The organism is Geodermatophilus sp. SYSU D00525, from assembly GCF_054050475.1.
The window spans coordinates 1-26,852 of record NZ_JBJGZK010000043.1 but is presented as its reverse complement, the minus strand read 5'-3'; the positions used below and the strand labels follow the sequence as shown (position 1 = coordinate 26,852).

Annotated in this window: 27 protein-coding genes; 11 read left to right on the top strand and 16 right to left on the bottom strand. The window is 75.9% G+C overall.

Annotation, left to right across the window (positions count from 1 at the left end; translation table 11 throughout):
- Window positions 1–171: 171 nt before the first annotated feature.
- From ACI796_RS22580 to ACI796_RS22555, 6 genes are all read right to left on the bottom strand, one after another.
- Window positions 172–1,155, bottom strand: a complete 984-nt coding sequence (locus ACI796_RS22580) for a FecCD family ABC transporter permease (protein WP_456943455.1) — start codon at window positions 1,153–1,155, stop codon at window positions 172–174.
- Between the two features lie 154 nt (window positions 1,156–1,309).
- Window positions 1,310–2,026 carry a mycothiol-dependent nitroreductase Rv2466c family protein gene (locus tag ACI796_RS22575; RefSeq protein ID WP_456943454.1) on the bottom strand — a complete coding sequence of 239 codons (717 nt, stop codon included), beginning with the start codon at window positions 2,024–2,026 and terminating at the stop codon, window positions 1,310–1,312.
- A 160-nt stretch (window positions 2,027–2,186) separates the two neighbouring features.
- The gene (locus ACI796_RS22570; RefSeq protein WP_456943453.1) at window positions 2,187–2,681 is read right to left on the bottom strand and encodes a glutathione peroxidase; all 495 of its coding nucleotides are present in this window, start codon (window positions 2,679–2,681) and stop codon (window positions 2,187–2,189) included.
- Between the two features lie 55 nt (window positions 2,682–2,736).
- The gene (locus ACI796_RS22565) at window positions 2,737–3,144 is read right to left on the bottom strand and encodes a DUF2237 family protein (RefSeq protein ID WP_456943452.1); all 408 of its coding nucleotides are present in this window, start codon (window positions 3,142–3,144) and stop codon (window positions 2,737–2,739) included.
- Between the two features lie 100 nt (window positions 3,145–3,244).
- On the bottom strand, window positions 3,245–4,681 hold the full coding sequence (locus tag ACI796_RS22560) for a hypothetical protein (RefSeq protein WP_456943451.1): 1,437 nt from the start codon (window positions 4,679–4,681) through the stop codon (window positions 3,245–3,247).
- Window positions 4,682–4,770: 89 nt separating this feature from the next.
- Window positions 4,771–5,670 (bottom strand): hypothetical protein, encoded by a 900-nt coding sequence (locus tag ACI796_RS22555; RefSeq protein WP_456943450.1) that lies wholly within the window; start codon window positions 5,668–5,670, stop codon window positions 4,771–4,773.
- 174 nt (window positions 5,671–5,844) lie between these two features.
- On the opposite strand from ACI796_RS22555, the gene ACI796_RS22550 reads away from it, so the two are divergent.
- The gene (locus ACI796_RS22550; protein ID WP_456943449.1) at window positions 5,845–7,824 is read left to right on the top strand and encodes an acetoacetate--CoA ligase; all 1,980 of its coding nucleotides are present in this window, start codon (window positions 5,845–5,847) and stop codon (window positions 7,822–7,824) included.
- Here the strand turns inward: ACI796_RS22550 and ACI796_RS22545 are convergent.
- The 3 genes from ACI796_RS22545 to ACI796_RS22535 are packed head-to-tail and all read right to left on the bottom strand — an operon-like array spanning window position 7,774 to window position 9,673.
- Window positions 7,774–8,478: an NUDIX domain-containing protein gene (locus ACI796_RS22545; RefSeq protein WP_456943448.1), complete on the bottom strand. Its 705-nt coding sequence runs from the start codon at window positions 8,476–8,478 to the stop codon at window positions 7,774–7,776. The genes ACI796_RS22550 and ACI796_RS22545 overlap by 51 nt on opposite strands.
- Window positions 8,475–8,849: a DUF4406 domain-containing protein gene (locus tag ACI796_RS22540; RefSeq protein ID WP_456943447.1), complete on the bottom strand. Its 375-nt coding sequence runs from the start codon at window positions 8,847–8,849 to the stop codon at window positions 8,475–8,477. Before ACI796_RS22540 ends, ACI796_RS22545 begins: the two co-directional genes overlap by 4 nt.
- A gap of 23 nt (window positions 8,850–8,872) precedes the next feature.
- Entirely contained in the window at window positions 8,873–9,673 is an 801-nt protein-coding gene (locus ACI796_RS22535; protein ID WP_456943446.1) for a DeoR/GlpR family DNA-binding transcription regulator, read from the bottom strand.
- A gap of 165 nt (window positions 9,674–9,838) precedes the next feature.
- On the opposite strand from ACI796_RS22535, the gene ACI796_RS22530 reads away from it, so the two are divergent.
- Both ACI796_RS22530 and ACI796_RS22525 read left to right on the top strand, forming a co-directional pair.
- The gene (locus tag ACI796_RS22530) at window positions 9,839–11,095 is read left to right on the top strand and encodes an acyl-CoA dehydrogenase family protein (RefSeq protein WP_456943445.1); all 1,257 of its coding nucleotides are present in this window, start codon (window positions 9,839–9,841) and stop codon (window positions 11,093–11,095) included.
- A 140-nt stretch (window positions 11,096–11,235) separates the two neighbouring features.
- Window positions 11,236–11,730, top strand: a complete 495-nt coding sequence (locus tag ACI796_RS22525) for a hypothetical protein (RefSeq protein ID WP_456943444.1) — start codon at window positions 11,236–11,238, stop codon at window positions 11,728–11,730.
- Window positions 11,731–11,787: 57 nt separating this feature from the next.
- Here the strand turns inward: ACI796_RS22525 and ACI796_RS22520 are convergent, their stop codons facing one another.
- Window positions 11,788–13,020, bottom strand: a complete 1,233-nt coding sequence (locus ACI796_RS22520) for an MFS transporter (protein WP_456943443.1) — start codon at window positions 13,018–13,020, stop codon at window positions 11,788–11,790.
- A gap of 128 nt (window positions 13,021–13,148) precedes the next feature.
- Between ACI796_RS22520 and ACI796_RS22515 the strand changes: the two genes are divergently transcribed.
- Window positions 13,149–14,648, top strand: coding sequence for an MFS transporter (locus tag ACI796_RS22515; RefSeq protein WP_456943442.1), 1,500 nt, complete (start codon window positions 13,149–13,151; stop codon window positions 14,646–14,648).
- On the opposite strand, the gene ACI796_RS22510 is transcribed toward ACI796_RS22515, so the two are convergent.
- Window positions 14,611–16,320, bottom strand: a complete 1,710-nt coding sequence (locus tag ACI796_RS22510; protein WP_456943441.1) for a glycoside hydrolase family 13 protein — start codon at window positions 16,318–16,320, stop codon at window positions 14,611–14,613. The genes ACI796_RS22515 and ACI796_RS22510 overlap by 38 nt on opposite strands.
- Window positions 16,321–16,436: 116 nt before the next feature.
- Here ACI796_RS22510 and ACI796_RS22505 point away from each other — a divergent pair, with 116 nt between their 5' ends.
- From ACI796_RS22505 to ACI796_RS22495, 3 genes are all read left to right on the top strand, one after another.
- Window positions 16,437–16,817 carry an FKBP-type peptidyl-prolyl cis-trans isomerase gene (locus ACI796_RS22505; protein WP_456929985.1) on the top strand — a complete coding sequence of 127 codons (381 nt, stop codon included), beginning with the start codon at window positions 16,437–16,439 and terminating at the stop codon, window positions 16,815–16,817.
- Window positions 16,818–16,924: 107 nt separating this feature from the next.
- A complete protein-coding gene (locus ACI796_RS22500; protein WP_456943440.1) occupies window positions 16,925–17,941 on the top strand; it encodes a cation diffusion facilitator family transporter in 1,017 nt (338 codons plus the stop codon).
- A 29-nt stretch (window positions 17,942–17,970) separates the two neighbouring features.
- Window positions 17,971–18,663 carry a DsbA family oxidoreductase gene (locus tag ACI796_RS22495; protein WP_456943439.1) on the top strand — a complete coding sequence of 231 codons (693 nt, stop codon included), beginning with the start codon at window positions 17,971–17,973 and terminating at the stop codon, window positions 18,661–18,663.
- Between the two features lie 89 nt (window positions 18,664–18,752).
- On the opposite strand, the gene ACI796_RS22490 is transcribed toward ACI796_RS22495, so the two are convergent.
- The gene (locus ACI796_RS22490) at window positions 18,753–18,995 is read right to left on the bottom strand and encodes an acyl carrier protein (RefSeq protein ID WP_456943438.1); all 243 of its coding nucleotides are present in this window, start codon (window positions 18,993–18,995) and stop codon (window positions 18,753–18,755) included.
- Window positions 18,996–19,071: 76 nt separating this feature from the next.
- The gene (locus tag ACI796_RS22485) at window positions 19,072–19,305 is read right to left on the bottom strand and encodes a hypothetical protein (RefSeq protein WP_456943437.1); all 234 of its coding nucleotides are present in this window, start codon (window positions 19,303–19,305) and stop codon (window positions 19,072–19,074) included.
- Between the two features lie 92 nt (window positions 19,306–19,397).
- On the opposite strand from ACI796_RS22485, the gene ACI796_RS22480 reads away from it, so the two are divergent.
- Window positions 19,398–19,925: an SRPBCC domain-containing protein gene (locus ACI796_RS22480; protein ID WP_456943436.1), complete on the top strand. Its 528-nt coding sequence runs from the start codon at window positions 19,398–19,400 to the stop codon at window positions 19,923–19,925.
- Here ACI796_RS22480 and ACI796_RS22475 read toward each other — a convergent pair.
- Both ACI796_RS22475 and ACI796_RS22470 read right to left on the bottom strand, forming a co-directional pair.
- Window positions 19,901–20,326: a hypothetical protein gene (locus tag ACI796_RS22475; RefSeq protein WP_456943435.1), complete on the bottom strand. Its 426-nt coding sequence runs from the start codon at window positions 20,324–20,326 to the stop codon at window positions 19,901–19,903. The genes ACI796_RS22480 and ACI796_RS22475 overlap by 25 nt on opposite strands.
- Complete coding sequence (locus tag ACI796_RS22470) at window positions 20,323–21,507, bottom strand: NADH:flavin oxidoreductase/NADH oxidase (RefSeq protein WP_456943434.1); 1,185 nt, start codon at window positions 21,505–21,507, stop codon at window positions 20,323–20,325. Before ACI796_RS22470 ends, ACI796_RS22475 begins: the two co-directional genes overlap by 4 nt.
- A gap of 220 nt (window positions 21,508–21,727) precedes the next feature.
- Between ACI796_RS22470 and ACI796_RS22465 the strand changes: the two genes are divergently transcribed.
- From ACI796_RS22465 to ACI796_RS22455, 3 genes are all read left to right on the top strand, one after another.
- On the top strand, window positions 21,728–23,542 hold the full coding sequence (locus tag ACI796_RS22465; RefSeq protein ID WP_456943433.1) for a phosphoenolpyruvate carboxykinase (GTP): 1,815 nt from the start codon (window positions 21,728–21,730) through the stop codon (window positions 23,540–23,542).
- A 229-nt stretch (window positions 23,543–23,771) separates the two neighbouring features.
- Window positions 23,772–24,986, top strand: a complete 1,215-nt coding sequence (locus ACI796_RS22460; protein WP_456943432.1) for an MFS transporter — start codon at window positions 23,772–23,774, stop codon at window positions 24,984–24,986.
- Window positions 24,983–25,654 (top strand): acVLRF1 family peptidyl-tRNA hydrolase, encoded by a 672-nt coding sequence (locus ACI796_RS22455; protein ID WP_456943456.1) that lies wholly within the window; start codon window positions 24,983–24,985, stop codon window positions 25,652–25,654. The genes ACI796_RS22460 and ACI796_RS22455 overlap by 4 nt, the downstream gene beginning before the upstream one ends.
- Window positions 25,655–25,671: 17 nt before the next feature.
- Here the strand turns inward: ACI796_RS22455 and ACI796_RS22450 are convergent, their stop codons facing one another.
- Window positions 25,672–26,688, bottom strand: coding sequence for a zinc-binding dehydrogenase (locus ACI796_RS22450; RefSeq protein ID WP_456943431.1), 1,017 nt, complete (start codon window positions 26,686–26,688; stop codon window positions 25,672–25,674).
- Window positions 26,689–26,852: the final 164 nt, after the last annotated feature.

The window sequence follows — 26,852 nt, the reverse complement described above, 5'->3', positions numbered from 1 at the left end:
CCCCCCCCCCCCCCCCCCCCCCCCCCCCCCCCCCCCCCCCCCCCCCCCCCCCCCCCCCCCCCCCCCCCCCCCCCCCCCCCCCCCCCCCCCCCCCCCCCCCCCCCCCCCCCCCCCCCCCCCCCCCGCCGGGGTCGGGCGGGGTCGTCTCGCGGATGGTGTCGACGGTGGCGGTCACAGCGTCGCGCTCCGGCGGCGGCGCACGAGCGCGATGAAGAAGGGCCCGCCCAGCAGGGCGAGCACGATGCCGACCTGCACCTCACCGGGACGTGCGATCACCCGGCCGACGACGTCGGCGGTCAGCAGCAGGAACGCCCCGGCCAGTGCCGCGCAGGGGACCAGCCACCGGTGCGCCGGCCCGGTGAACGCCCGGACGGCGTGCGGGACCACCAGCCCGACGAAGGCGATCGGGCCGCAGGCCGCCGTCGCGGCGCCGGCCAGCAGCGTGATGGCCACCAGGCCGACGGCGCGGGCCGGCCACACCCGCTGGCCGAGGCCGCGGGCCACGTCCTCGCCCATGCCGAGCAGGTCCAGGGCGGGCGCGTTGAGCAGGGCGAGCACCAGGCCGGCGACGACGAAGGGGAGCACCTGCCAGGCGATGTCGGCGCCGCGGCCGGCCAGCGCGCCGACCACCCAGAAGCGGAAGGCGTCCAGCGAGTTCGAGTCGCTGACCAGGACGGCGCGCACGAGGGCGTAGAGCAGCGCCGACAGGGTGGAGCCGGCGAGGGCGAGGGTGACCGGGGTGGCCCCGCCGCGGCCGGCCGCGCCGAGGACGTAGACCGCGACCGTCCCGGCCAGCGCCCCCGCGAAGGCGAACCACACGTACCCCGACGGCGTGCTGATCCCGAGCAGCGCGATGGCCAGGACCACGGCGAAGGAGGCGCCGGCGGTGACGCCGAGCAGGCCGGGGTCGCCGAGCGGGTTGCGGGTGTGGCCCTGCATCAGGGCGCCGGCGACCCCGAGCGACGCCCCGACCAGGAGGCCCAGCGCGGTCCGCGGGACCCGCAGGTCCCAGACGATGACCGCCTCCTCGGTCCGCAGCGAGCGGTCGGTGAGGACCTCCCACACGGTGCCCAGGCCGAGCGGGCGGGTGCCGACCGCGATGCTGGCCGCGCAGGCGGCGACCACGAGGACGAGGAGCCCGAGCAGTCCGAGCACGCGGCGCCGGGTCCGGGCGGACCGTGCCGGGCGTGCGGGGACCTCCCGGGTCGCCGCGGGAGCGCGGGTGACGCTGGGGACGGGCACCGGGCAGCTCCGGACGATCGAGATCAGGCAAGGCTCACCTTAGTACCCGCTCCGGTGCAGGTCACGCTCACCGCTTCGTGCGGCGGCTCCCGCCGTGCCAGTCCTCCTGTACCCCGACCTCGTCCGGCTGCACCCCGGCGGCGATCAGCTGCGGGCGCTCGCGCAGGCTGCGCTTGAGCTCGGCGAACCCGGGGAAGCGGGCCAGGCGGACGACGGCGTCCCACAGCCCGACCGCGTCGTCGTCGGCCGGCACCCGGCTGATGACCGGGCCGAAGAAGGCGACCCCCTCGGGCGGTTCGAAGTGCAGGATCGGCGTCCCGACGTCCTTGCCGGTGAGCGCCAGCGCCTCGTCGGTCTCGGCCCGGATCGTGGCGTCCCAGCGGTCGTCGTCGAGGGCGCCGGCGAGGTCCGCCGGCAGCCCGGCGCGCTCCAGCACCGGCGCGAGGTAGGCCCGGGTGCCGCGCTCGCCGGCGGTGCCGGGCCGGTCGGGCTCGGTCTCGAAGACCCGCCGGCCGAGGGTCTCGTAGAGCGTGCCCACCGCCGCCCGGCCGTGCTCCTCGCGGGTGCGGGCGGCCACGCGCAGCAGCCGCAGCCCCGCGGTGTGGCCGGCCTCGTACTCGGGCGGGAAGTGGGCGTCGTAGTCGACGTGCGCGTTGAGCAGGCGCAGCGAGATGAACCGCCAGTCGACGTCGTACTCCCGCCGGGCCGCGACGGTGCGCACCCACCGGCTGGTCAGCCACGCGAACGGGCACACCGGGTCGAAGTAGAAGTGCAGGTCGGCCATGACCCGATGCTGCCCCGCCCCCGCGACCCCGGCACGCCGCCGCCCGGGCCCGCTCCTGCAGCCGGGCACCGGCATCCCATCCGCTCCCGGGGTGCTGTTCGTGCTCCTCGGGTCCTGCAGCGCCCGGGAGGACGGGGAACGCCCCAGGAGGAGCCGCGGGTCAGCCGGCGAGCAGGCCCTCGATCGCCGTCCGGACCTCGGGCGCGCCCGGCTCGGTCGTCGGGCGGAACCGCGCCACGACCGCGCCGTCGCCGTCGACCAGGAACTTCTCGAAGTTCCACTGCACCGGCCCGGCCTCGCCGGCGGCGTCGGGGGCCTCGGTGAGCCGCTGGTAGACGGGGTGCGCGTCCTCGCCGTTGACGTCGACCTTCCCCGTCATCGGGAAGGTGACGCCGTAGGTGGCCGAGCAGAACGAGGCGATCTCCTCGGCGCTGCCGGGCTCCTGACCGGCGAACTGGTTGCACGGCACGCCGACGACGGTGAACCCGCGCGGGCCGTACTCCATCTGCAGCTCCTCGAGCCCGGTGTACTGCGGGGTCAGGCCGCAGCGGCTGGCCACGTTGACCACCAGGGCCGGACGGCGGCCGGTGAGCGCGCCGAGGGTGGTGTCCTCGCCCCGGAGGGTCGAGACGGGCAGGTCGAGCAGGTCGGTCACGGGCACTCCTCGCGGGCCGGGCGGGTCGACGGCACCAGCGCGCGGGACGCCGGGCTCATTCCAGGTCGCTGATGTCGTCGGGGACGTCGACGGCGTGCTGACGCAGTGCGGCCAGCGGCACGACCTCCAGCGACCGCTCGTTCGTGGCCGCGAGGACCACGCCCGCCGCGGCGCCGGCGCGGTAGGCCTGCAGCCAGCGGGCGGCGACGACGCACCAGCGGTCGCCCGGCCGCAGTCCGGGGAAGCCGAACTCCGGCCGCGGGGTCGTGAGGTCGTTGCCGAGCTCGCGCTGCAGGGTGAGGAACTCGCGGGAGACGACGGCGCACACCGTGTGGCTGCTCAGGTCGTCCGGGCCGGTGCGGCAGGACCCGTCGCGGTGGAAGCCGGTCAGCGGCTCGGTGCCGCAGGGTTGCAGGGGACCGCCCAGCACGTTGCGTTCGGTCCCCGGCTCCGGCTCGGTCACGACGGGATCGTGGCAGAGGTGCTCCCGGACGTGGCCGTCCGCGGACCCGGCCGGAGACGCTGCTCGGCCGGGCCCGCGGAGGGCGGTCAGGCGGTGCCGGTCAGACGGCGTCCTCGCGACGGCGCCGGCCGGCGAGGGTCAGGCCGGTCCCCAGGGCGAGGGCCAGCAGCGCCGCCCCGAGAGCGGTCGCCGTCCCGGTGCCGGTGTAGGCGAGCTCCCCGGTGTCGCCGGAGCGGTCGGACGCCGCCGAGGAACCGGCCGTCCAGGCGTCCGCCGTCCAGGAGCCGGTCGCCCGAGCACCGGCCGCGGACGCCGGGCGGGTGGTCCCGTGCGCCCAGCCGTTCCCGGAACCGTGGCCCCAGCCGTGGCCACGGTCCTGGCCCCGGCCGTGGCCCGGGCAGTCCTGCGGCGTGCCCGGGTGCTGCGGGTCGGTCGGGTCCGTGGGGTCGGTCGGGTTCGTCGGGTCGGTCGGGTTCGTCGGGTCGGTCGGGGTCACCGGGGCGGTCGGCGGCGTGCAGTCGCCGGCGGCGTCGCCGAGCAGGCCGAGGCCCAGACCGCAGACGGTCACCGGCACGTCGACGCCGATGCCGCCGTCGGAGCCGTTCCCGGAGCCGTTCCCGGAGCCGTTCCCGGAGCCGGGGCCGCCGGGACCCTCCGTGCCCTCGGGGGAGCACCCGCCGAGCGCGTCGCCCAGCACGCCGAGGCCGGTGCCGCAGACGGTGACCGGGGCGTCGACGTCGAGCAGGCCGCCGTCCGAGTCGCCGGAGCCGGTGCCGTCCCCGGAGGTCGCGGGCGTGCAGTCGCCGGCCGCGCCGCCCAGCAGGCCCACGCCGGTGCCGCAGACGGTGACCGGCAGGTCGGCGTCGACCAGGCTGCCGCCGTCCGACCCGCTCCCGGTGTCCCCGGTCGGCGCCGCGGGGGTGCAGTCCCCGGCGGCGTCGCCGAGCACGCCGACGCCGTTGCCGCACGCGGTGACCGGGACGTCGACGTCGAGCAGGTCGCCGAGCGGGCCGCCGTCGGCGGGGGCCGGTGCCGGGTCGGTGGCGGCGGTGCAGCCCCCGAGCGCGTCGCCGAGCACGCCGACGCCGTTGCCGCAGACGGTGACGGGCACGGTCACCGCGCCCTCGGGCGTGGCGGGGGCGGTGCCGCCGGCGGTGGCGTCGCCGAGCACGCCGACCCCGTTGCCGACGACGGTCACCGGCACGACGACGTCGGCCGGGTCGGTGCTGCCCGGGGCGGGCGCGGCCGGTTCCTGCGTGGCGGTGCCGCCGGCGACCGAGGCGTCGTTGCCGCCGATCGTCACGGGCACCGCGACGTCGACGGGGCCCAGGTCCAGGGAGATGTCCTGCGAGACGGCGGGCAGCTCCAGCCCGCCGATCGGGGTGCCGGTGTCGAGGACACCGAGCGCGTTGTCGGTGACGGTGACCGGCACCGTCACGTCGAGGTCGTCGGACGCGGCGGCGACACCGGTGCCGAGGGCCATCAGGCCGCCGGTCATCAGTGCCACGCGCAGGGCGCGGGTGGCCCAGGGGTGCATGGGGGACTCCTGACTGAGGACGGGGACCCGCGTCCCGGACGGGACGGCGGGGACTGCGCTCGACCGGCCCGTGGCCGGGAGGCGCGTCCTCAGTCGGGGGAGGTGGCGGGGTCGACCGGGTCGCCGGCGGCGGCGTCCCGGGCCCCGGCGGTGGCGGCCACGGCGGCCGCGCGCGGCGCGACGGGGACGGTCGCGCCGAGGTCGGAGGAGGGCTGGTCGGCGCCGGACGCGGTGCCCGCCGACGCCGGCACGGCCGGCGGGAGGGGCACGGCGGGCGCGAGCGGGGCCACCGGCACGGTGGGCGCCGGGACGGCGACCTGCGCCACGGCGGGCGCGGAACCGGCCACGTCCGCGGACCGCCCGGCCGCAGCGGGGACCCGCGGGGCCGCGACGTCGGTGCCGGACCCGACGGCCGGCGCGCCCACGACGTCGGCCGCCGCGCCGGCCACGGGAGCGCCGGCCGGGGTCTCGACCGGGTCGTCGGCAGAGGCCACGGGCGCGGGGACGTCGGTCGCGGGGACGTCGGGCACCGGCGCCAGCGCCCCGGTGACCGGGGACAGTGCCCCGGTGACCGGGGACAGCGCCTCCGTGACGGGTGCCAGGGCCGGCCGCAGTGCCCCGGTGACCGGGGACAGCGTCCGCGTCACCGGTGCGACGGCGTCGGTCACCGGCTCGAGCACGGGAGCGACGGGCGCGACGGCCTCCCGCAGCGGCGCGGCGACCGGGGCGACCGCCTCGGCGACCGGCGCCAGGACGGGCGCGACCGCCTCCGCGACGGGCGTGACGACGGGGGACGCGACGGACCCGGCCACCTGGCCCACCGGCGCGGTCACCGCGCCGAGCAGGCCGCCGGGCGGCGGCTCGTCGGCCGAGGCGGTGGACACGCCGGCCAGCCAGATGCCGGCGGCGGTCCCGGCGAGGACCGCCAGGCGGCCGCCCCACCGGCGCAGGCGGGCGCGACGGCCCGGCAGGAGCGAACGCTCGGCCATCGCACCTCCCCCTGGTGTCGGCCGACACAGTGCTCACTCCATGGAGCCAGGCGGTCACGGAAGGCGCCAGGCGAAGTCCGTCCCCCGATGGGGTGAAAACGGGACGGAACGGTCACGTCCTGTGAGGCGGCCCCACCCTCCCTGGGGACGCGAGGGGAGTGGCAGGGTGCCGCTGTGACCGCTGACACCTCTCCCGCACCGGTGCTCTGGCAGCCCACAGGGGAGGTCCGGGAGGCGACGCGGCTGGCGGCCTTCGCGCGCGAGGTGGCCGCCCGCCGCGGGCTGGACCTGGACCCCACCGACTACGACGCGATCTGGCGCTGGTCGGTCGAGCACCTGGACCAGTTCTGGGCCGACGTCGCCGCGTGGTCCGGCGTGCTGCCCGGCGTCCCCGACGACCGGGTGCTCACCCGGCGGGAGATGCCCGGTGCCGAGTGGTTCCCGGACGCCACGGTCAACTACGCCGAGCAGGCGCTGCGGCACGCCACGGACGAGCACCCGGCGCTGATCGCCGTCGCGGAGGACGCCGAGCCGGTCGAGGTCTCCTGGGCCGAGCTGCGCGCGCAGGTCGGTGCGTTCGCCGCGACCCTGCGCCGGCTGGGCGTGCGCCGCGGCGACCGCGTCGCCGGGTACCTGCCCAACGTCCCCGAGGCGGTCGTCGCGTTCCTCGGCGCGGCGTCGATCGGCGCGGTGTGGTCCTCCTGCGCGCCGGACTTCGGCACCCGCGCCGTCCTCGACCGGTTCGCCCAGATCGAGCCGACCGTGCTGGTCGCCGTCGACGGGTACCGCTTCAACGGGAAGCCCTACGACCGGCGCGGCGTCGTCGCCGAGCTCCGGGCCGCCCTGCCGACCGTGACGACGACGATCGCCGTCCCCCGGCTGTTCCCCGACGAGCTCCCCGACGGCGCGCTGGGCTGGGCCGACGCCGTCGCCGACCGGCAGGAGCCCGAGTTCGAGGCGCTGCCGTTCGACCACCCGCTGTGGATCGTCTACTCGTCGGGCACCACCGGGCTGCCCAAGGGGATCGTCCACGGGCACGGCGGCGTGGTGCTCGAGGAGCACAAGCAGCTGGGCCTGCACGGCGACGTCGGGCCCGGCGACCGCTTCTACTGGTACGCCTCCACCGCCTGGATCATGTGGAACATCGCGACGTCGGCGCTGCTGCGCGGCGCGACCGTGGTCGTCCACGACGGCGCCCCGGCGTACCCCTCGGTCGACGCGCAGTTCGCCCTCGCCGCCCGGACCCGCCTCACCTACCTGGGCACCAGCGCCGGCTACCTCGTCGCCTGCGAGAAGGCCGGGATCCGGCCGGGGGAGACCCACGACCTGTCGGCGCTGCGGACGATCGGCTCCACCGGCTCGCCGCTGCCGGCCTCGGCGTTCGAGTGGGTCTACGACGCGGTGGGCCGTGACGTCTTCCTCGCCTCGGTGTCCGGCGGCACCGACGTCGCCACCGGCTTCATCGGCAGCACGCTGCTGCTGCCGGTGACCGCCGGGGAGCTGCAGCGGCCGATGCTCGGCGTCGCCGCGGCCGCGTGGGGCGAGGACGGCGAGCCGGTCACCGGCGAGCTGGGCGAGCTGGTGATCACCGAGCCGATGCCGTCGATGCCGCTGTACTTCTGGAACGACCCGGACGGCAGCCGTTACCGCGAGGCCTACTTCGAGCCGTGGCCGGGCGTGTGGCGCCACGGCGACTGGATGGAGGTCACCGAGCGCGGGACCTGCGTCATCACCGGCCGGTCGGACTCCACGCTCAACCGCGGCGGCGTGCGCATGGGCACCGCCGACATCTACGCCGCCGTCGAGAGCTTCCCCGAGGTCGCCGACTGCGTCGTCCTCGGTGTCGAGCAGCGCGACGGCGGCTACTGGATGCCGCTGTTCGTGCAGATGGCGCCCGGCGCCGAGCTCACCGGCGAGCTGGCCGACCGCATCCGCGCAGCCATCCGCAGCTCGGCCAGTCCCCGGCACGTGCCCGACGAGATCCTCGTCGTCCCCGGCGTCCCGCACACCCGGACCGGCAAGCGGCTGGAGGTGCCGCTCAAGCGGCTGTTCCAGGGCGTGGCGCCGGAGAAGGCGGTCAACCCCGGGGCCGTCGACGACGCGTCACTGGTCGACCACTACGTCGCCCTCGCCCGGGAGCGCGGCGCGCGCTGAGAACGGCCCGCGCAGCGCCGCCCACTGCAGCAGCAGGACCGTCTTGGCGTCGGCGATCCGGCCGTCGCCGGCCATGGCCAGCGCGTCGTCGAACGGCAGCTCGAGCACCTCGACGTCCTCGCCCTCCTCGGCGAGCCCGCCCCCGGCCGACACCCGGTCGGCCGGGGTGTAGGGCCCGGCGAAGAACGCCAGCCGCTCGGTCACCGAGCCCGGGCTCATGAACAGGTCCGGCAGCCGGGTGAGCGCCCCGACGGCCACGCCGAGCTCCTCCTCGGCCTCGCGCCGGACCGCGGCCTCGGCGTCCTGCTCGTCGAGCAGCCCGGCGGCGGTCTCGACGAGCATCCCGTCGTGGGAGCCGTTGACGTACGCGGGGAAGCGGAACTGCCGGGTGAGCAGCACGGTGCGGCGGGCGGCGTCGTACAGCAGCACCGTGGCGCCGTTGCCGCGGTCGTGGGTCTCCCGCTGCTCGGTGCGCCAGACGCCGTCGCGGCCGCGGCGGACGAACGTCGTCCGCCGGTTGACGTACCAGGCGCTGGAGAGCACCTCGACGTCCCGGACGACGACGTCGGGGTTGCCGGTGAGGTCGCGACCGGCGCGGTCGAGCCCCGTCCGCCCCCGCGCGTCGGGGACGTCGACCCCGAGGACGCCGGTCACCGCGCCACCGCCGGGACCTCGTCGACGCCGGTGTAGACCGCGGCGCCGCGGGCGCGGGCCAGCGCGACCATCTCGTCGGAGCCGGCCGAGGCGCCGGGCAGCCGCAGCACGGCGTCGACGCGGGCGACCAGCCGGCGGCCCATCGGGTGGAACACCTCGTCGAAGGCGGCGTCGCCCACCCGCGTCGAGCCGGCCAGCTCGGCCAGCGGCAGGGCGAGGTCCTCCCCGTTGACGGCGAGGTGGCCGGCGCGGAACAGCTCCAGGCAGGCCTGCCGGATCGCCCGGTGGTTGGCCGCGATCCGCTCCGGGTCGTCGCCGGTGCCCCCGCGGTACGGGCCGGCGACCAGGATCATCAGGGGCTGTCCGGTCACGCTCCCGGGCGTCCTGTCCGCAGTCATGTGCAGTCGACCTCCACGCCGGCGTCGTCGAGCGCGGCGAGGGTCTCCTGCGCCGCGGGGGTGAGCTGGGGGTCGCGGGCGCTGGCGTCCGTGACCAGCCGGCCGACCGCGTCCAGCGGGGCCACCGAGGCGAAGGCGCGGACGCCGAGCTTCGAGGCGTCGGCGACGACGACGGTGCTGCGGGCCTGCTGCAGCCCCACCTGCTTGACCGCGGCGTCCTCGAGCGTGAACTCCGACCAGCCGGCCTGCGCGCTCACCGCCCCGATCGACATGACGAACAGGTCGAAGGTGAGCTGCCGCAGCACCGCGGCGGTCAGGGGGCCGGCCAGGCTCCGCTCGCCGGGCCGCGACTCCCCGCCGACGACGAGCAGGCGGATCCCCGGCCGGTCGGCCAGCGCGTCGGCCACCGGCAGGCTCACGACGGCGGCCGTGAACGGGCCCTCGCCCGCCGCCGCCCGGTCGCCCAGCGCCCGGGCCACGTGCACCGTCGTCGTCCCGGCGTCGAGCAGCACCGTCGCGCCCGGCTCGACCAGGGCGGCGGCCGCGCGGCCGATCCGGTCCTTGAGGCCGGCCTGCCAGCCGGCCCGCGCGCTGAAGCCCGCGGAGCCCTCCGGCCCGGCGACGGCGACCGCGCCGCCCCGGACGCGCTCGACCAGTCCGCGGGCCTGCAGCGCGTCGAGGTCGCGCCGCACGGTCATCTCGGAGACGCCCAGGCGGGCGGCGAGGTCGGCGAGCGAGGCCCGGCCGGCGTTGCGCACCAGCCGCAGCGTCACGTCGAGTCGGTCAGGGACGGCCACGGCGGATTTCCTACCAGCACCGTGTGAGTTCTGTGAAGTGATTGTGTGATCCGGCGCGGGAGCGTGTGCTCCGTCACGCTCCCGCGGGCGCGCCGTGCAGGTCAGGGGCGGCACGCGCATGGTGGGCGGGGACCGCCCCCGACGACGGAGAGAGGCCGCGCGACGATGACGTCGACCCAGGAGCGCCCCGCCGACCTGCTCGAGCCCCGGCCGCCCGCGCTGCTGCCGCCGTGGCACACCCCCGAGCGCGAGGCGCTGCAGGAGCAGGCCCGCCGGTTCGCCCACGACGAGGTGCTGCCGGTCGCCGACGAGCTGGACCCGCAGAAGGGGCTGCTGCCGGAGGCGCTGCTGGCCCGGATGGCCGAGCTCGGCTGGTTCGGCATCACGGTGCCGGCCGAGCACGGCGGGCTGGGCCTCGGCGTCTTCGAGTACTGCATGGTGTCCGAGGAGCTGGCCCGTGCCTGGATGAGCAGCGCGAGCATCCTCGCCCGCTCCCAGGGCCTCGGGACGGCGGTGGCCGACCCCGCGCGGCGCGGCGAGCTGCTGCGCCGCAGCGCGAAGGGCGAGTGGATCGGTGCCATCGCGCTGTCCGAGCCCGACGCCGGCTCCGACCTCGCCGGCGTCTCCACCCGGGCGGTCCTCGACGGCGACGAGTGGGTGGTCACCGGGCACAAGCGCTGGTGCGGCAACGCCGAGGCCGCGGACTTCATCCAGGTCCTCGTCCGCGAGCGCGACCCCGAGCCGGGGGAGTCGCGCTCCGCCGGGCTGGTCAACCTGCTGCTGGAGAAGGAGCGCGGCGCGTTCCCGCCCGGGCTCACCGGCACCCCGATCGACAAGATCGGCTACCACGGCTTCCTCACCTGGGACCTGGTCTTCGACGGCGTCCGCATCCCGCGGGCGAACGTCGTCGACCAGGCGGCGGCCAGCGACGAGCAGGGCGAGGCCGCGAAGCGGGCCGGGTTCGCCGAGGCGCAGAAGTTCCTCAACACCGCGCGCGTGCACACCGCCGCCCGCGCCGTCGGCCTGGCCCGCGCCGCGCTCGAGGACTCGATCGTCTACCTGCAGGAGCGCGAGCAGTTCGGCCACCCGATCGGCGACTTCCAGGCGCTGCGCTTCGCCGTCGCGGAGATGGCCGCCCAGATCGAGCAGTCGCGCGCCTTCTACCGCCAGGTCGCCCACCTCGTCGACCTCGGCGTGCGCTGCGAGAAGGAGGCCTCGATGGTCAAGCTCGAGGCCACCGAGATGGCCGTGCGGGTGACCAACCAGGCCATGCAGCTGCACGGCGGCAACGGCTACACCACCGAGCGGCAGGTCGAGCGGCACTGGCGCGACGCCCGGCTGACCACGATCTTCGAGGGCACCAGCGAGATCCAGAAGCGGATCATCAGCGACCGCCTGCTGCCCCGCTCGCCGCTGACGTGATCTCCCGCGTCGCGAGGTGCTGACGGGACGGCGTCCCTCCTCTACGGTCCCGCGCGGCCCGCAGCCCGACCGCCCCCCGGCGGCGCCGGCGGGCCGGTCCCGGTCGTCCGCCCGGGGCCCGACGACGCCCGAGGAGAACCGTGTCCCGCACCCGTCCGACCGTCCGCCGTGCCCTCGCCGGGGCGCTGCTCGGCTCCGCCCTGCTGCTGTCCGCCTGCGGCGGTGAGGACCTCGACGACCTCGCCGCCGCGGCTGAGGACGTCGCCGCGGCCGGGGACGGCGGTGCCGCGACCGACGTGCCGGAGGAGTGCCTGGCGGCGTTCCCGCTGACCGTCGCCGGCGGGGCGGACATCGTCGACGTCGAGTCCGTCCCCGCCGGCTTCCCCGAGCCGCCGGACGGGTCGACCCTGTGCGAGACCGGCGGCACGGCCGACGGCAGCCAGGAGTACGCGAACTACGCCTCCGACCTCGCCGCCGAGGACGTCCTGGCGCACTACGCGTCGGCCGCCCCCGCCGCCGAGCGGACCGAGACCGGCCTGGGCGAGCCCGCGGTGTCGGGCACCTCCGGGGACGTCTTCTGGCAGGTGGAGCCGGTCGACGGCGGCTTCCGCCTCGTCTTCGCGCCCGGGGCCTGACGCCTCGACGCTCGTGCTCCGCTCACCGGTGTGCGCGGAGCACGAGCGTCGCCACGGTCACCCGGCGGCGTCGTCGGCGTGCGCGACGTTGTCCAGCTCGCGCCAGATGAGCGCCAGCAGCACCGCCGACCCGGCGAACGCGAACCAGAACGGGCCGGTCACGCCCCAGGCCCGGGCCACGAGCCCGCCGACGGCCTGGCCGGCCAGGATGCCGCCGAAGACGCCCATCGCGTACAGGCTCCCGACCCGGCCCTGCAGCCCGGCCGGCACCGCGCGCATCCGGACCGTGCGCGACGTCGTCCCCCAGACGAACGCGTGCGCGCCGAAGACGAACAGCACCGGTACGGCGACCCACGGCGTCGTGGCCAGCGCCAGGAACAGGTGGGTGAGCGTCTCGAGCAGCAGCCCCACCTTCATGAGCGCGGCGATGCCGACGCGCCGTTCGAGCCAGTCGTAGGACGCCGTCCCGACCATGCCGCCCAGCGCACCGACCGTGGTGAGCAGGCCGTAGCCGGCCGCGCCCAGGCCCAGCCGCTGGTCGGCGTAGAGCACGAGCACCGACCAGGCCGCGCCGTAGGTGACGTTGAACAGGACGATCGTGACCGTCAGCGTCCGCACCGCGGGGTGGCCCCAGGTCCAGCGCAGGCCCTCGGCGACGTCCCGGCCGATCCGCCCCCGCCGCGCCGCCCGCTCCGGCGGCGGCACCCGCATCCGCGCGATCAGCACCGCGCCCAGGGCCACCAGCACCGCCTGGGCGAGGAACGGCCACGCGGCGCCGGCCACGAACAGCAGGCCCCCGACGGCCGGCCCGGCCAGCTGGTTCATCGTCAGCGTGCCCGCGGTCAGGCGGGCATTGCCGATGCCCAGGTCGGCGCGGTCGACGACCATCGGCAGCAGGGTGCCGGCGGCGGTGTCGGCGAACACCTCGGCGGTGCCCAGCACGAACAGCGCGACCAGCACGGGCACCAGCCCGACGTCGCCCGTGAACAGGGCGGCGGCCAGCACGGCGAGCACCCCGGCGCGGGCCAGGTCGACGGCGGCGACGAGCAGCCGCCGGTCCACCCGGTCGGCCAGGACGCCGGCGTGCAGGCCGAACAGCAGCCACGGCAGCTGCTGCAGCAGGGCGCCGAGCGCGACCAGCAGCGGGTCCTGGGTGCGGGCGGCCACCAGCAGCGGCCCGGCCGCCAGCGCCACGCCGTCGCCCAGGTTGCTCACCCACGACGACGCCATCAGCCAGCGGAACGACGTCCCCATCCGGGCGGGCAGCACCGCCTCGACCACCCGGCCCACGGGAACGGGACTGTAGACGCGACCGTTCCTGCGCTCCTCCGGTAATCCGGCTGACTGCTGTCGGTCCCGTCGGCGAGCATGGGGCCGACGGCGCCGACGGTGCGCCGTCCCCCGAGGAAGGACCCGTCATGACCGGCCTGCCGCGCGCGCTCGCGCCCCTGCGGCACCGCGACTACCGCCTGCTGGCCGCGTCGATGGGGCTCTCGCTGCTCGCCCAGGGGCTGTGGACGGTCGCGCTGGTCTGGCAGGTGGTCGACCTCGGCGGTGGGCCCGCCGCGCTCTCCTTCGCCACCGCGCTGTCGGCCGGCGGCATGCTGGCCAGCACGCTGCTCGGCGGCGCCCTGGCCGACCGTGTGCCGCAGCGGCGGATCCTGCTCGGCGTCGCGCTGCTGCAGACCGCGGCGGTCGGGCTGGTCGCCGTCCTGTCGCTGGCCGGGGCGCTGGCGCTCGGTCCGCTGGCCGCGGCCGCGCTGGCCCAGGGCGTCGCGACGGGGCTGTACTACCCGGCCTACTCCGCGCTGGTCCCCAGCGTGGTCCCGGCGGGCGACCTGCTCGCCGCCAACGGCCTGGAGGGCGTCGTCCGCCCGGCGCTGGCGATGGCGATCGGGCCTGCCGCCGGCGGCCTGCTGGTCGGCGCGTTCTCACCCGGCGCGGCGCTGCTCGCGACGGCGCTGACCTCGGCGGTCGCGGCCGCGTGCGTGGCGGCGCTGACGACGGTGCCGGTGCGCCGCGACGAGGTGGGCTCGGGCCTGTTCGCCGACGTCCGGGAGGGCGTCGCCTACATGGTCCGCACGCCGTGGCTGCTGGCGACGCTGCTGTTCGCCTCGCTCATGGTGCTGGTGTTCATGGGCCCGTTCGAGGTGCTGGTCCCCTTCGCGGTCCGCGACCAGGCCGGCGGCGGCCCGACGGAGCACGCCTGGGTGCTGGCCGCGTTCGGCATCGGCGGCGCGCTGGGGTCGGCCGTCGTCGCCTCGCTGCGGCTGCCGCGGCGCTACCTCACGGTCATGAACCTGCTGTGGGGCTTCGGCTGCGTGCCGATGGTCGTCTTCGGCTGGACGTCGTCGCTGTGGCTGATGATCGCCGCGGCCGGGGTGCTGGGCGCGGCGTTCGAGTCGAGCACGGTCATCTGGGGGACGCTGCTGCAGCGGCGGGTGCCGCCGGCGCTGCTCGGCCGGGTGTCCAGCCTCGACTTCTTCGTCTCGCTGGCGTTCATGCCGCTGTCGATGGCGCTGGCCGGGCCGGTCAGCGAGGTCGTCGGGCTCACCGGCACGTTCCTGCTCACCGGGCTGGTGCCGCCGGTGCTGGCGGTCGCGGCGATCCTGTACTGGCGGCTGCCCGCCGACGAGATCGCCCACCCGCTCGACGTCCCGGCCGAGGAACCGGCCGGGAGCGAGGCGGTCAACGAGCCGGCAGGCGTGGACGACGGACCCCGTCCTCCCCACCCCTCGCAGGCTCGGGGCGGGGCCCTGGACGGGGCCGGAGAGCGAGACGGACTGCCTACGGCAGGCGCAGGCGAAGGACCCCGTCCTCCCCACCCCTCGCAGGCTCGGGGCGGGGCCCTGGACGGGGCCGGAGAGCGAGACGGACTGCCTACGGCAGGCGCAGGATCCGGGCCTCCCAGGGCCTGAGCACGGCGGGGTCGTCCTCGGGCAGGTTCCCGAGGACGACCTCCGCGCCCACCGCCTCGGGCAGCAGGCCGGCGAGGTCCTGCTCCTTGGCGCCGAGGTTGCAGACGACGAGCAGCGTGTCGCCGTCGAGGCTGCGGGTGAACGCGTACACCTCGTCGTGCTCGGGCAGCAGCATGGTGAAGGAGCCCAGGGCCACCACCGGGTCCTCGTGCCGCAGCGCGATCAGCCGCCGGTGGTGGGCGAACACCGAGGCGGGGTCCTCGCGCTGGGCGGCGGCGTTCCACTCGACGTGGTCGGGGTTGACCGCGAGCCACGGCGTCCCGGTGGTGAACCCGGCGTTCGGCGAGGCGTCCCACTGCACGGGCGTGCGCGCGTTGTCCCGGCTCATCCGGCGCAGCGCCGCGAACACCTCGTCGGGGTCGGCGCCGTGCGCCACGGCCTGCACCTGGTGGTTGATCGACTCGACGTCGCGGAACTGCGCCAGGTCGGTGAACGGGAAGTTCGCCATCCCGATCTCCTCGCCCTGGTAGACGTAGGGCGTCCCGCGGTGCAGGTGCAGCAGCGTGGCCAGGCACGTCGCGGAGTCCCGGCGGTAGCGGGGTGAGTCGTCGCCGAAGCGGGACACCGCGCGCGGCTGGTCGTGGTTGTCCCAGTAGAGGGAGTTCCAGCCGACGTCGGCCAGGCCCGTCTGCCAGCGGCCGAGGGAGGCCTTCAGGTCGCGCATCCGCAGCGGCCGGGGGTTGAACTTCGATCCCTCGAAGTCCAGGCCCACGTGCTCGAACTGGAAGACCATGTCCACCTCCTCGCGCGCGGGGTCGGTGAACAGCAGCGCGTCCTCCACCGTCGCGCCCGGCGTCTCCCCGACCAGGAGCAGCTGCTCGCGCCGGCCGGTGAACACCTCGCGGTGCATCTCCTGCAGGAACTCGTGGATGCGGGGGCCGCACACCACCGACGCGGTCGCGTCCCCGTAGGGCAGTCCGGGCACCGGCGGGCCGTCGTGCAGCTCGCCGTCCGGCCCGACGTCCTTGCTGATCAGGTTGATGACGTCCATGCGGAACCCGTCGACCCCGCGGTCGAGCCACCAGCGCATCATCGCGTAGACCGCCTGCCGGACCTCGGGGTTCTCCCAGTTCAGGTCGGGCTGCTTGCGGTCGAACAGGTGCAGGTAGTACTCGCCACTGGCCTCGTCGAGCTCCCAGGTCGAGCCGGAGAAGAAGCCGTGCCAGTTGGTCGGCTCGGCGCCGGGCTGCCCCGCCGTCATGCCCTGCCGCGGCGGCCGCCACCAGTACCAGTCCCGCTTCGGCGAGTCCGGCGACGACCGGCTCTCGACGAACCACGGGTGCTCGTCGCTGGTGTGGTTGACCACCAGGTCCATCACCAGCTTCATCCCGCGCGCGTGCAGCCCGGCGACCAGCTCGTCGAGCTGCCCCAGCGTGCCGAACAGCGGGTCGACGTCCTGGTAGTCGCTGATGTCGTAGCCGTTGTCGGCCTGCGGCGAGGGGTAGACCGGCGAGAGCCAGACGACGTCGACGCCCAGGTCGGCCAGGTGGTCCAGCCGCTGCAGGACCCCGCCGAGGTCGCCGATCCCGTCGCCGTCGGAGTCCTGGAACGAGCGCGGGTAGACCTGGTAGACGACGGCACGGGTCCACCACGGCGACTGCTCGGGGGTCACCCGACCAGCCCAGCACCCCTGGCCCCGGTCCGCACCCGCGCGGCCCGGGGAGCGCGCTGATTGGATGGCCGGGACCCGTCGGGGACCCCCCGGCACCCCTGATCCGAGGAGGACCGATGGCCGAGCCCCTGAGCCGACCCGACGTCGAGCCGCCCACCGGGCCCGCGCCCGACGACCTGGTGATCGAGGACCTCGTCGTCGGCGACGGCCCCGAGGCCACGGCCGGCGACCTGGTCAGCGCCCACTACGTCGGCGTCACCCACGACGGCGGCGAGCAGTTCGACGCCTCGTGGGACCGCGGCGACCCGCTGGAGTTCCGCCTCGGCGTCGGCATGGTCATCCAGGGCTGGGACGAGGGCATCCAGGGCATGCGGGTCGGCGGGCGCCGCCGGCTGACGATCCCGCCGCACAAGGCCTACGGCGACCGCGGCGCCGGCGGCGTCATCAAGCCGGGCGCGACGCTCGTCTTCGTCGTCGACCTCGTCGGCGTGCGCTGAGTCCTCCGCGCGCCGTCGTGCTCTGCCCCCCGATGGGGGGCAGAGCACGACCCGCCGCTGACCGGCCACGTGGTTGCGCCGGGCAACCGCGGGGCACCGGTGCGGCCATGAGCGAGCCGGTCCCCACCCGTGAGCACGTCCGCGCGAAGGAGGGCACCGGCAGCGGGTCGGCCGGCGAGTCGGGTGGGGAGTCCACCGGCACCGTCGTCGTCGCGGGCCTGGCCAACCTCGGCATCGCCGTCGCCAAGCTGGTCGGCGGGCTGATCAGCCACTCCTCGGCGATGCTGTCCGAGGCCGCGCACTCGCTGGCCGACACGATCACCGAGGTGCTGCTGTTCGTCGCGCTCAAGCGCGGCGACAAGGCGCCTGACGCCCGCCACCCGGTCGGCTACGGCCGGGAGACCTACTTCTGGGCGCTGCTGGCCTGCCTCGCGACCTTCACCCTCGGCGCCGGCTTCTCCTTCTACCAGGGGATCGAGACGATCCTCGAGGGCGAGGAGCAGGGCTCGCCGCTGGTCGCGTACGTCGTCCTGGCGGTCTCGTTCGTCCTCGAGGGCGCCTCCTGGCTCAAGGCCGTCCGGCAGGTCCGCGGGGCCGCCCGCACGTGGGGGACGACGCCCCGCCGCTACCTGGCCGAGACCACCGACACCACGGTCAAGGCCGTGACGTTCGAGGACAGCGCGGCGCTGGTCGGCCTCGTCCTCGCCGCCCTCGGCCTGTTCCTCGAGCAGGTGACCGGCGACCCGGTGTGGGACGGCGTCGCCGCGATCCTCATCGGGGTGCTGCTGCTCCTCGTGGCCGGGTCGCTGGCGCGGGCCAACGTCTCGCTGCTCATCGGCCAGTCGATCCCGCGCCGGCTGCAGGACCAGCTGCGCGCGGAGATCGCCGGGCTGCCCCAGGTCGACGACGTCCCGGTCCTGCTCACCACGGTCATCGGTCCGGGGCAGCTGGCCGTCATGGCCAAGGTCGACTTCGCCGACACCGCGACCGTGGCCGACATCGAGCGGGCCTCCGACGAGGCCGAGCGACGGCTGGTCGCCCGCCACGAGGGCGTCCGCTTCGTCTTCCTCGACCCGACCCCCGGCGACGGGCGGGCCCGCGCGGAGGCCCACCGCCCGGAATGACGGTGGCCGGCCCGCGGTTGGGGGATGCCGTGCGCATCGAGGTCTGGTCCGACGTCGTCTGTCCGTGGTGCTACATCGGCAAGCGCCGGTTGGAGACCGCGCTGGAGCGGTTCCCCCACCGCGACCAGGTCGAGGTGGTCTGGCGGTCCTTCCAGCTCGACCCGAGCATCCCGGAGGGCGAGACCCACCCGACCCTCCCGGCGCTGGCCGCCAAGTACGGCCGCCCGGTCGAGGAGATGCGGTCGATGATGCGGCACGTCGAGGAGACCGCCGCCGGTGAGGGCCTCGAGTACCACCTGGCCGACGGCGTCAGCGGCAACACGCTGCTCGCCCACGAGCTGATCCACCTGGCCGCCGAGCACGGCCTGCAGGGCGCGGTGAAGGAGCGGCTGCTGCACGCCCACTTCGAGGAGGGCCGCTCGGTCTTCGACGTCGACTCGCTGGCCGCCCTGGCCGTCGAGGTCGGCCTGGACGAGGCCGAGGTGCGGGCGGCGCTCGCCGACCACCGGTTCCGTCCCGCGGTCCTCACCGACGCCGCCACCGCCCAGGCGCTCGGTGCCACCGGGGTGCCGTTCTTCGTGGTCGACCGGAAGTACGGCGCCGCGGGCGCCCAGCCGGCCGAGCTGCTGCTGCAGGTGCTGGAGCGGGCCTGGGCCGACGCCCACCCGCTGGTCACCGTCCCCGCGGCCGAGGGCTGCGAGGACGGCTCCTGCGCGGTCTAGACCCGACACGCACAGCGGGCCCCTCCCCGGCGGCAGAGATGGCCATCTCCGCCGCCTCCCGGGAGGGGCCCGCCGTCGTCGTCGTGCGGTCAGCCCATGGCGGGGCCGCCCTGCTCGGTGCCCGACAGGTCCTTCAGGAACTCGTGGCAGCGCTTCGCGCGCGCCGAGTCCTGCTCCATCACCTCGCGGAAGAAACCGGCGATGTCGTCCAGTCCCGCGTTCTCCGCGTCCCGGACGTACTGGCCGTAGTCGTGCCCGGCCTTCAGCGAGTGGTACTGCACCGAGATCAGGTCGTAGGCGACGTCCTCGAATCCGGTCTCACCCGTGGCCATGTCGGACCTCCTCGTCGTCGGAGACGGACGTCCGCACGGGTTCCCCGCAGGCCAGCAGCGGAAACGGACCGGCCCGTCACGACGCGCCGGGGACCGCGCCTCCCGTGACGTCCCCGCCGCCGGCGTCGTCGGCGAGCGTCCGCCCGGCCGTCGTCTGCGCGTCGTCGGCCGCGAGCTCCTCCTCGCCGGTGGACGCCGGGTCGTCGTCGGTCGAGGCCAGGTCCGCGCCCTCGGCGTAGGCGCCGGGGTCGGCCTGCGCCGTCCGGGGGTCGTTCAGCGGGTCCGGGACGTCGGGGTCGGTGACGGTCATGCCCCGTCCCTGCCCCCGCCGTGGGACTGGCAACCCCGCGCGGCCTGCGGCAGGGTCGGCGCGACGGGTCCCCCGACGGACGGAGACGCCCCGTGACCGACCCCGCGACCCCCGCCGACCCGCCGACGCACCGCACCGGCGCGGTCGCCGAGCTGCCCGACGGCCGCCTGCGGCTGGAGTTCCGCCGCTCCTGGGGCGACGGGCCCGACGCCGTCTGGGCCGCGCTCACCGAGCCCGACCGGCTGGCCCGTTGGTTCGGCACCTACGAGGGCGAGCGGGCCCCCGGCGGCCGGGGGACGCTGACGATGACCCACGAGACGGAGCCGGCGGCGATGGAGGCCCGCATCGCCGAGTGCGACCCGCCGCGGCGGCTCGTCGTCGAGTGGCCGGACCAGGAGGACTGGCGGGTCGGGCTCGCCGTGGTCGTGGAGAGCGGCCGGACGACGCTGCACCTCACCCAGGACTTCGCCGCCGGCACCGACGTCACCGACTACGCGCTCGGCTGGCACTGGTACCTCGACAAGCTCGACGCCGAGATGGGCGGGCGCCCCGACCCCGGTGACTGGGACACCTTCCTCGCCCGGGTCGGCCCCGACTACGGCCGGGCGCCGGAGGGCTGAGCGCCGAGCACCGCCATCGCGACGGCGGTGACCAGCCCGGCGGCGGCCACCGCGGTCTCCACGGGCTCGGCGCCGGCGGGGGTCAGCCGCCGCCGCACCAGCCGCTCGCCGAGGTAGCCCGGCACGAGGGCGGCGCCGGTGGCGGCGAGGACCCGCGGGGCGCGCCCGTCGTCGCCGGCGACCAGGCGGGCCAGCGCCCAGCCGTGGACGGCCAGGGTCCAGGCCGGCGGGCCGAGCGCCGTCCCGGCCCACCAGGCGTCGCGCCCGACCGTCGCCGCGCGCCCGGACAGCACCGGCGTGTCGAACGCGTGCCGCCGGCGCAGCGACAGCACCGTCCCGGCCAGGCTCGCCGCGAGCTGGACGGCGGAGGCGGCGAGCAGCGCCCCGCGGCGGCCCGTCACCGGACGTGCTCGGGCACCTGCACGGGCGCCGGGCCGGTCCACGGGCCGAGCGTGCCGAGGAGGGCGTTGCGCCGGCCCAGCCGCGGGCCCGCCTGCACCGGGTAGGCGTCGTAGGCGCCGGTGAGGTCGCGCGCGGCGTGGACGGCGAAGTTCGGGTCCTCCTGCGCCTCCCGCGCGACGGCGACCAGGTCGGCCAGGCCCCCGGCGACGACGGCCTCGGCCTGCCGCGCGTCGACGATCAGCCCCACCGCCATCGTGGCCACGTCCGCCCCCTCGCGGATGCCGGCGGCGAAGGGCACCTGGTAGCCGTAGCCGAGCGGGTGCTCCCAGCCGCCCAGGCCCCCGCCGGAGGCGTCGACGACGTCGACCCCGCGGGCGCGCAGCTCGCGGGCGAAGGCGATCGTGTCCTCGAGGCCGATGCCGTCGGCCGTGCCGTCGACGGCCGAGACCCGCACGAACAGCGGCCGGTCCGCGGGCCACGCGGCGCGGACGGCCTCGACCACCTCCAGCGGGAACCGCCAGCGGGCCTCCCGCGAGCCGCCGTAGGCGTCGGTGCGCCGGTTGGACAGCGGCGAGAGGAACTGGTGCAGCAGGTAGCCGTGCGCGGCGTGCACCTCGAGGACGTCGAACCCGGCGGCCAGCGACCGGCGGGTGGCCGCGGCGAACGCCTCGCGGACCTCCCCCAGCTCCTCGACGGTGAGCTCGTGCGGCACCGGCCCCCCGGGGACGGCGGGCACCGGGCTCGCCGAGACGGTCCGCCAGGGCTGCTCGCCCGGGAGCGCGTCCTCCGGCGTGACCGGGCGGCCGCCCTCCCACGGGCGGTGGCTGCTGGCCTTGGCGCCGGCATGGGCGAGCTGGATGCCCGCGACCGCGCCGGCGGCGCGCAGGAAGCCGGCGACGCGGGCGAGGCCGGGCACGTGCGCGTCGGACCACAGGCCGACGTCGCCGTGGCTGATCCGCCCCTCCGGCGTCACCGCCGTCGCCTCGACGACGACCGTGCCGAAGCCGCCGAGCGCGAACCGGCCGAGGTGCACGAGGTGGTAGTCACCGACCAGCCCGTCGGTCACCGAGTACTGGCACATCGGGGCGACGACGAGCCGGTTCGGGAGGGTCACCCCGCGCAGCGTCAGGGGCGTGAGGAGGGCCGGGGAGGGCGCGGAGCCGTTCGTGAGACTGGTCACGCCGGACTGCCAACACCGCTCCGACCTGCGGTGTTCCCGGTCCGCACCCCGCGCGGACGTAGACGTCCTAGACGTAACATCTCTCACCGTTACAGGCGGGTGTCCCCGCTTGTACGCTTCCCGAACCCGACGGCCGGACCCGTTCCGCCGGCCACGGGGAGACAGCACGCACCGGCGCCGGTGTCCCCGACACCCGGCGTGCCCAGAGGATGGAGACGCCGTGACCTCCGTGACCACCCCCGGTCTCGACAACGCCCCCACCACGCACGCCCGGCTGCTCGCCTGGGTGCGCGAGATGGCGGAGCTGACCACCCCGGACGAGGTCGTGTGGGTCGACGGCGGTGACGAGGAGTGGGAGCGGCTCACCCGGAAGCTGGTCGACGCCGGCACCTTCACCCGCCTGGCGAAGAAGCCCAACTCGTTCTGGGCCGCCTCCGACCCCAGCGACGTCGCGCGTGTCGAGGACCGCACCTTCATCTGCTCGGTCGACGAGGCCGACGCGGGGCCGACCAACAACTGGATGGCCCCCGACGAGATGAAGTCGATCATGACGGAGCTGTACCGGGGCTCCATGCGCGGCCGCACGATGTACGTCATCCCGTTCTGCATGGGCCCGGTCGAGGCCGAGAACCCGATGTTCGGCGTCGAGCTCACCGACTCCGAGTACGTCGTCGTCTCGATGCGGGTCATGGCGCGCATCGGCAGCCGCATCCTCGAGGCGATGGGCACCGACCGGCCGTTCGTGCCGGCCATGCACTCCCTGGGCGCCCCGCTGGAGCCGGGCCAGGAGGACGTGCCGTGGCCCTGCAGTCAGACCAAGTACATCGTGCACTTCCCCGAGGAGCGGGCCATCTGGTCCTACGGCTCGGGCTACGGCGGCAACGCCCTGCTGGGCAAGAAGTGCTACTCGCTGCGGATCGCCTCCGCGATGGCCCGCGACGAGGGCTGGCTCGCCGAGCACATGCTGATCCTGAAGCTGACCAGCCCGCAGCAGAAGACGTACTACGTGGCGGCGGCCTTCCCGAGCGCCTGCGGCAAGACCAACCTGGCGATGCTCGAGCCGACCATCCCCGGCTGGAAGGTCGAGACCCTCGGCGACGACATCGCCTGGATGCGGTTTGGCGAGGACGGCCGGCTCTACGCGCTCAACCCCGAGTACGGCCTGTTCGGCGTCGCGCCGGGCACCGGCTGGGACACCAACCCCAACGCGATGCGCACCATCGACAAGGGCAACTCGGTGTTCACCAACGTCGCGCTCACCGACGACGGCGACGTCTGGTGGGAGGGCATGACCGAGGAGCCGCCGGCGCACCTCACCAGCTGGAAGAAGCAGGACTGGACGCCGGACTCCGACGAGCCCTCGTCGCACCCGAACTCGCGGTTCTGCACCCCGATCGAGCAGTGCCCGATCCTCGCGCCCGAGTACGAGGACCCGAGGGGCGTGCCGATCTCGGCGATCCTGTTCGGCGGCCGCCGCAAGACGACGATCCCGCTGGTCACCGAGGCGCGGGACTGGAACCACGGCGTCTTCATGGGCGCCACGCTGTCCTCCGAGACGACGGCCGCGGCCACCGGCGCCGTCGGCGTCGTCCGCCGCGACCCGTTCGCCATGCTGCCGTTCATCGGCTACAACGCCGGTGACTACTTCCGGCACTGGGTCGAGACCGGCAAGGCACACGACGCCACCAAGCTGCCGCGGATCTTCTACGTGAACTGGTTCCGCCGCGACGAGGACGGCGGCTTCCTGTGGCCGGGCTTCGGCGAGAACAGCCGGGTGCTCAAGTGGGTCGTCGAGCGCATCGAGGGCACCGCGGCCGCCGAGGAGACCGCCGTCGGCCACGTGCCCACGCCCGACTCGCTCGACGTCTCCGGCCTGGACATGACCGAGGACCGGGTCCGCAAGGCGCTCGCCGTCGACAAGGACGAGTGGCGCGCGGAGATCCCGCAGATCACCGAGTGGTTCGAGAAGTTCGGGGACAAGCTGCCCAGCACCATGTGGGACGAGCTGGAGATCCTCAAGAGCCGGCTCGCCTGAGGAGGACCACCCTTCCCCCACGCCCCGCGCGCTCGGCGCGGGCCCCTGGAGGGTGGCCGTTCCAGGATCTCGCCCGCGGGCCCCGCACCGGACAACGTCGTCCGGCGCGGGGCCCGTGCTCGTCCGCGCCCCGCCGTGCACGGACCGGAGTGGTCTGCGAGCCGAGCGTGCGGGCGTCGGTTAGCGTGGCTGACGGTCCCGCGTCCCCCTGACGACAGGTCGCTCCCCGGTGCCCAATCCCTACCTGCACGTGCTGCGCACGCCGCACGCGCTGCCCATGGTGCTCGCCGCCTTCATCGGCCGGCTGCCCCTGTCGATGGTCGGCCTGGGGTGCGTCCTGCTCATCGCCGACGAGACCGGCTCCTACGGCCTGGGGGGCACGGTCGCCGCCGCGGGCGCGGTCACCACCGCCCTGGCCGGCCCGGTCATCGGCCGGCTGGCCGACACCTTCGGCCAGCGCCGGACGCTGCTGCCCGTCGTCGCGGTGTTCGCGGCGGCCGGTGCGCTGTTCCTCACCGCGGTCAAGGAGGACTGGCCGCGGTGGACCTTCTTCGCCACCGCGGGGATCGCGGGGGCGTGCATCCCGCCGGTCGCCTCGATGATCCGGGTGCGCTGGACCCACCTGCTGCGCGGCACCCACCGCCTGCACACCGCGCTGGCGATGGAGTCCGTCGTCGACGAGCTGGTGTTCATCGTCGGGCCGGTGCTGGTGACCTTCCTGTCCACCACCGGGCACTCGACCTCGGGCGTGGTCACCGCCTTCACCCTCGCCGTCGTCGGCGCGCTGCTGTTCGCCGCGCAGGGCCGCACCGAGCCGCCGCCGCACGGGCACGAGGCGCGCAGGGGGCCCTCGGCCATCCGGACGCCGGGGCTGCGGGTGCTGTTCGTCGTCGGCGCCGCCGTCGGGTCGATCCTCGGCACGCTGGAGATCGCGCTGGTCGCCTTCGCCGACGAGGCCGGCGCGATGGGCCTGTCCGGCGTGCTGATCGCGGGCCTCGCGGTCGGCTCGATGATCAGCGGGATCGGCTGGGGCGCCGTGCACTGGCGGCACCCGCTGCGGCACCGCCTGCTGGTCGTGCTCGCGGCCCTGACCGTGCTCACCGTCCCGCTGGTCCTCATCGGCAACGTCTGGGTGATGATCCCGTTCGTCGTCGTGGCGGGGGTGGCCGTCTCGCCGTCGCTGATCAGCTCGTTCACCCTCGCCGAGCTCATCGTGCCGCGGGTGGCCGTGACCGAGGCGTTCACCTGGATCGGCACCGCGCTCGGCCTCGGCGTCGCCGTCGGCACCTCGATCGCCGGGAAGGTCGTCGACACCGTCAGCGCCAACGCCGCGTTCCTCGTCGCCACGGTCTCGGCCGGGATCGCCGCCGTCGTCGTGCTCGCCGCGCAGCGGCTGCTGCACGTGCCGGCCGAGCACGCCGCCGAGCCGGCGATGGCGCGCTGACCCGGCCCCGTCCCGCCGCGGGCGGCGGCCGCCTCCTCGGCGTCGCGCCCGAGCGGCTCGGCCGGTGGCTGGACGGCGTCGCCGCCCGCCACGGCGCCTTCGACACGGCCGTCGACGACGACGGCGCCGTGCGGGTCACCTGCGCCGACGGCACGACCGTGACGCTGCGCGCGCCGTTCGGCTGGACCCCGGGCCCGGCGCCGCTGGCCACCTTCACCGCCGCCGCCCGCCGGCCGCGGCGGGCCGCGGTCCTCCTGGTACGCCGCGGCCGCTGGGCCACCGGCGTCTTCGACGGCGCGGACCTCGTCGTCTCCAAGGTCGACAGCCGGCTGGTGCAGGGGCGCAGCGCCGCCGGCGGCTGGAGCCAGCAGCGCTTCGCCCGGCGCCGCGGCAACCAGGCCGACGCCGTGGTCGCCGCGGCCGCCGACACCGCGGCCCGGGTGCTGCTGCCGCACGCCGGCGGGGTCGACGCGCTGTTCACCGGCGGGGACCGGGGGATGGTCGACGCCGTGCTCGCCGACCCCCGGCTCGCCCCGCTGGCGGCGCTGCGCCGGGAACCGGCGCTGGAGGTCGGCGAGCCGACGAAGGAGGTCCTGCTGGCCACCCCGGGCCAGTTCCGCGCCGTGCGGGTGCACGTCGTCGAACCCGGCGACCGGGGAAGCCGTTAGCGCTGTGAGGGCGCTCCTCAGCCGTTCGGGAGCAGGACCAGGCGGATGGGGTCGCCCTCCTTGCGCTCGAGCATCTCGACGCCCTTCGCCGCGTCCTCGAGCGGCAGGGTGCCGGAGATCGAACGGGACAGGTCCAGCCGGCCGTGCCGCACGAGGCCGACCAGCTGCTCCACGTGCCCGGGCTCGGAGCCGTAGTGGCCGAGGATGCGCTGCGAGAAGTAGCTGAACTGCGTGCCGTTGCGGATGGTCAGCGGTTGGTCGGTGAGCCCGACGAGCACCAGCCGGCCCTCGCGTTCCAGGCAGCGCACCGCCTGCTCGCGCACCGCGGCCACCCCGGCGAAGTCGAACGCGTGCGACAGGCCCGCGCCGCCGGTGAGCTGCCGCACCCGCCCGGCGATGTCCTCGGACGGGTCCAGGGCCAGGTCGGCGCCGAAGGCCAGCGCCCGCTCCCGGGCGGACTCCACCGGGTCGACGGCGACGATCGGCGCCGCACCCGCCAGCCGCAGCAGCTGCACCGCGTGCGCCCCCAGGCCGCCGATGCCCCACACGCCCACCGGCTCCCCGGCGCGCACCCCGGCGGTCTTCACGATGGAGGCCCACGGCGTCGACACGGCGTCGGGCACGATGCACGCCTGCTCGAAGGGCAGCTCGTCGGGGATGGGGACCAGGGTCTGCGCGGTGGCCAGCGCGTACTGCGCCCACCCGCCGTCGTAGTCGACGCCGCGGGTGTGGATCCAGCCGTCGACCTCCTCGCCGGCCTGCAGCACGACCCGCTGCCCCGCCTGCCAGCCGGTGACGCCCTCCCCGAGCCCGGCGACGACGCCGGCCACCTCGTGGCCGAGCGTGACCTCCTCGCCCTGCAGGAACAGCGGGTTGAGCGTGCCGTCGACGAGGTGGACGTCGGACAGGCAGATGCCGGCCGCGCGGACCTCGACGAGGACCTGCCCCGGCCCGGGCACCGGTCGCGGCACCTCCTTCACCTCGAACTGCTTGGTGCGCACGTTGAGCCGGCCGGCGAGCATCGAGTCGGGCATGCCCGGCATCCTCCCCACCGGCCCGCGCCACCACACCGCCGCCTCCGGTGCACCTCCGCGGAGTCGCCCCGGGGGGGGGGGGGGGCGGGGGCGGGGGGGGGGGGGGGGGGGGGGGGGGCGCGCCCCGGGGCGGGGGTTCCCCGCGCCCGTGCGGGCGGCCCCGG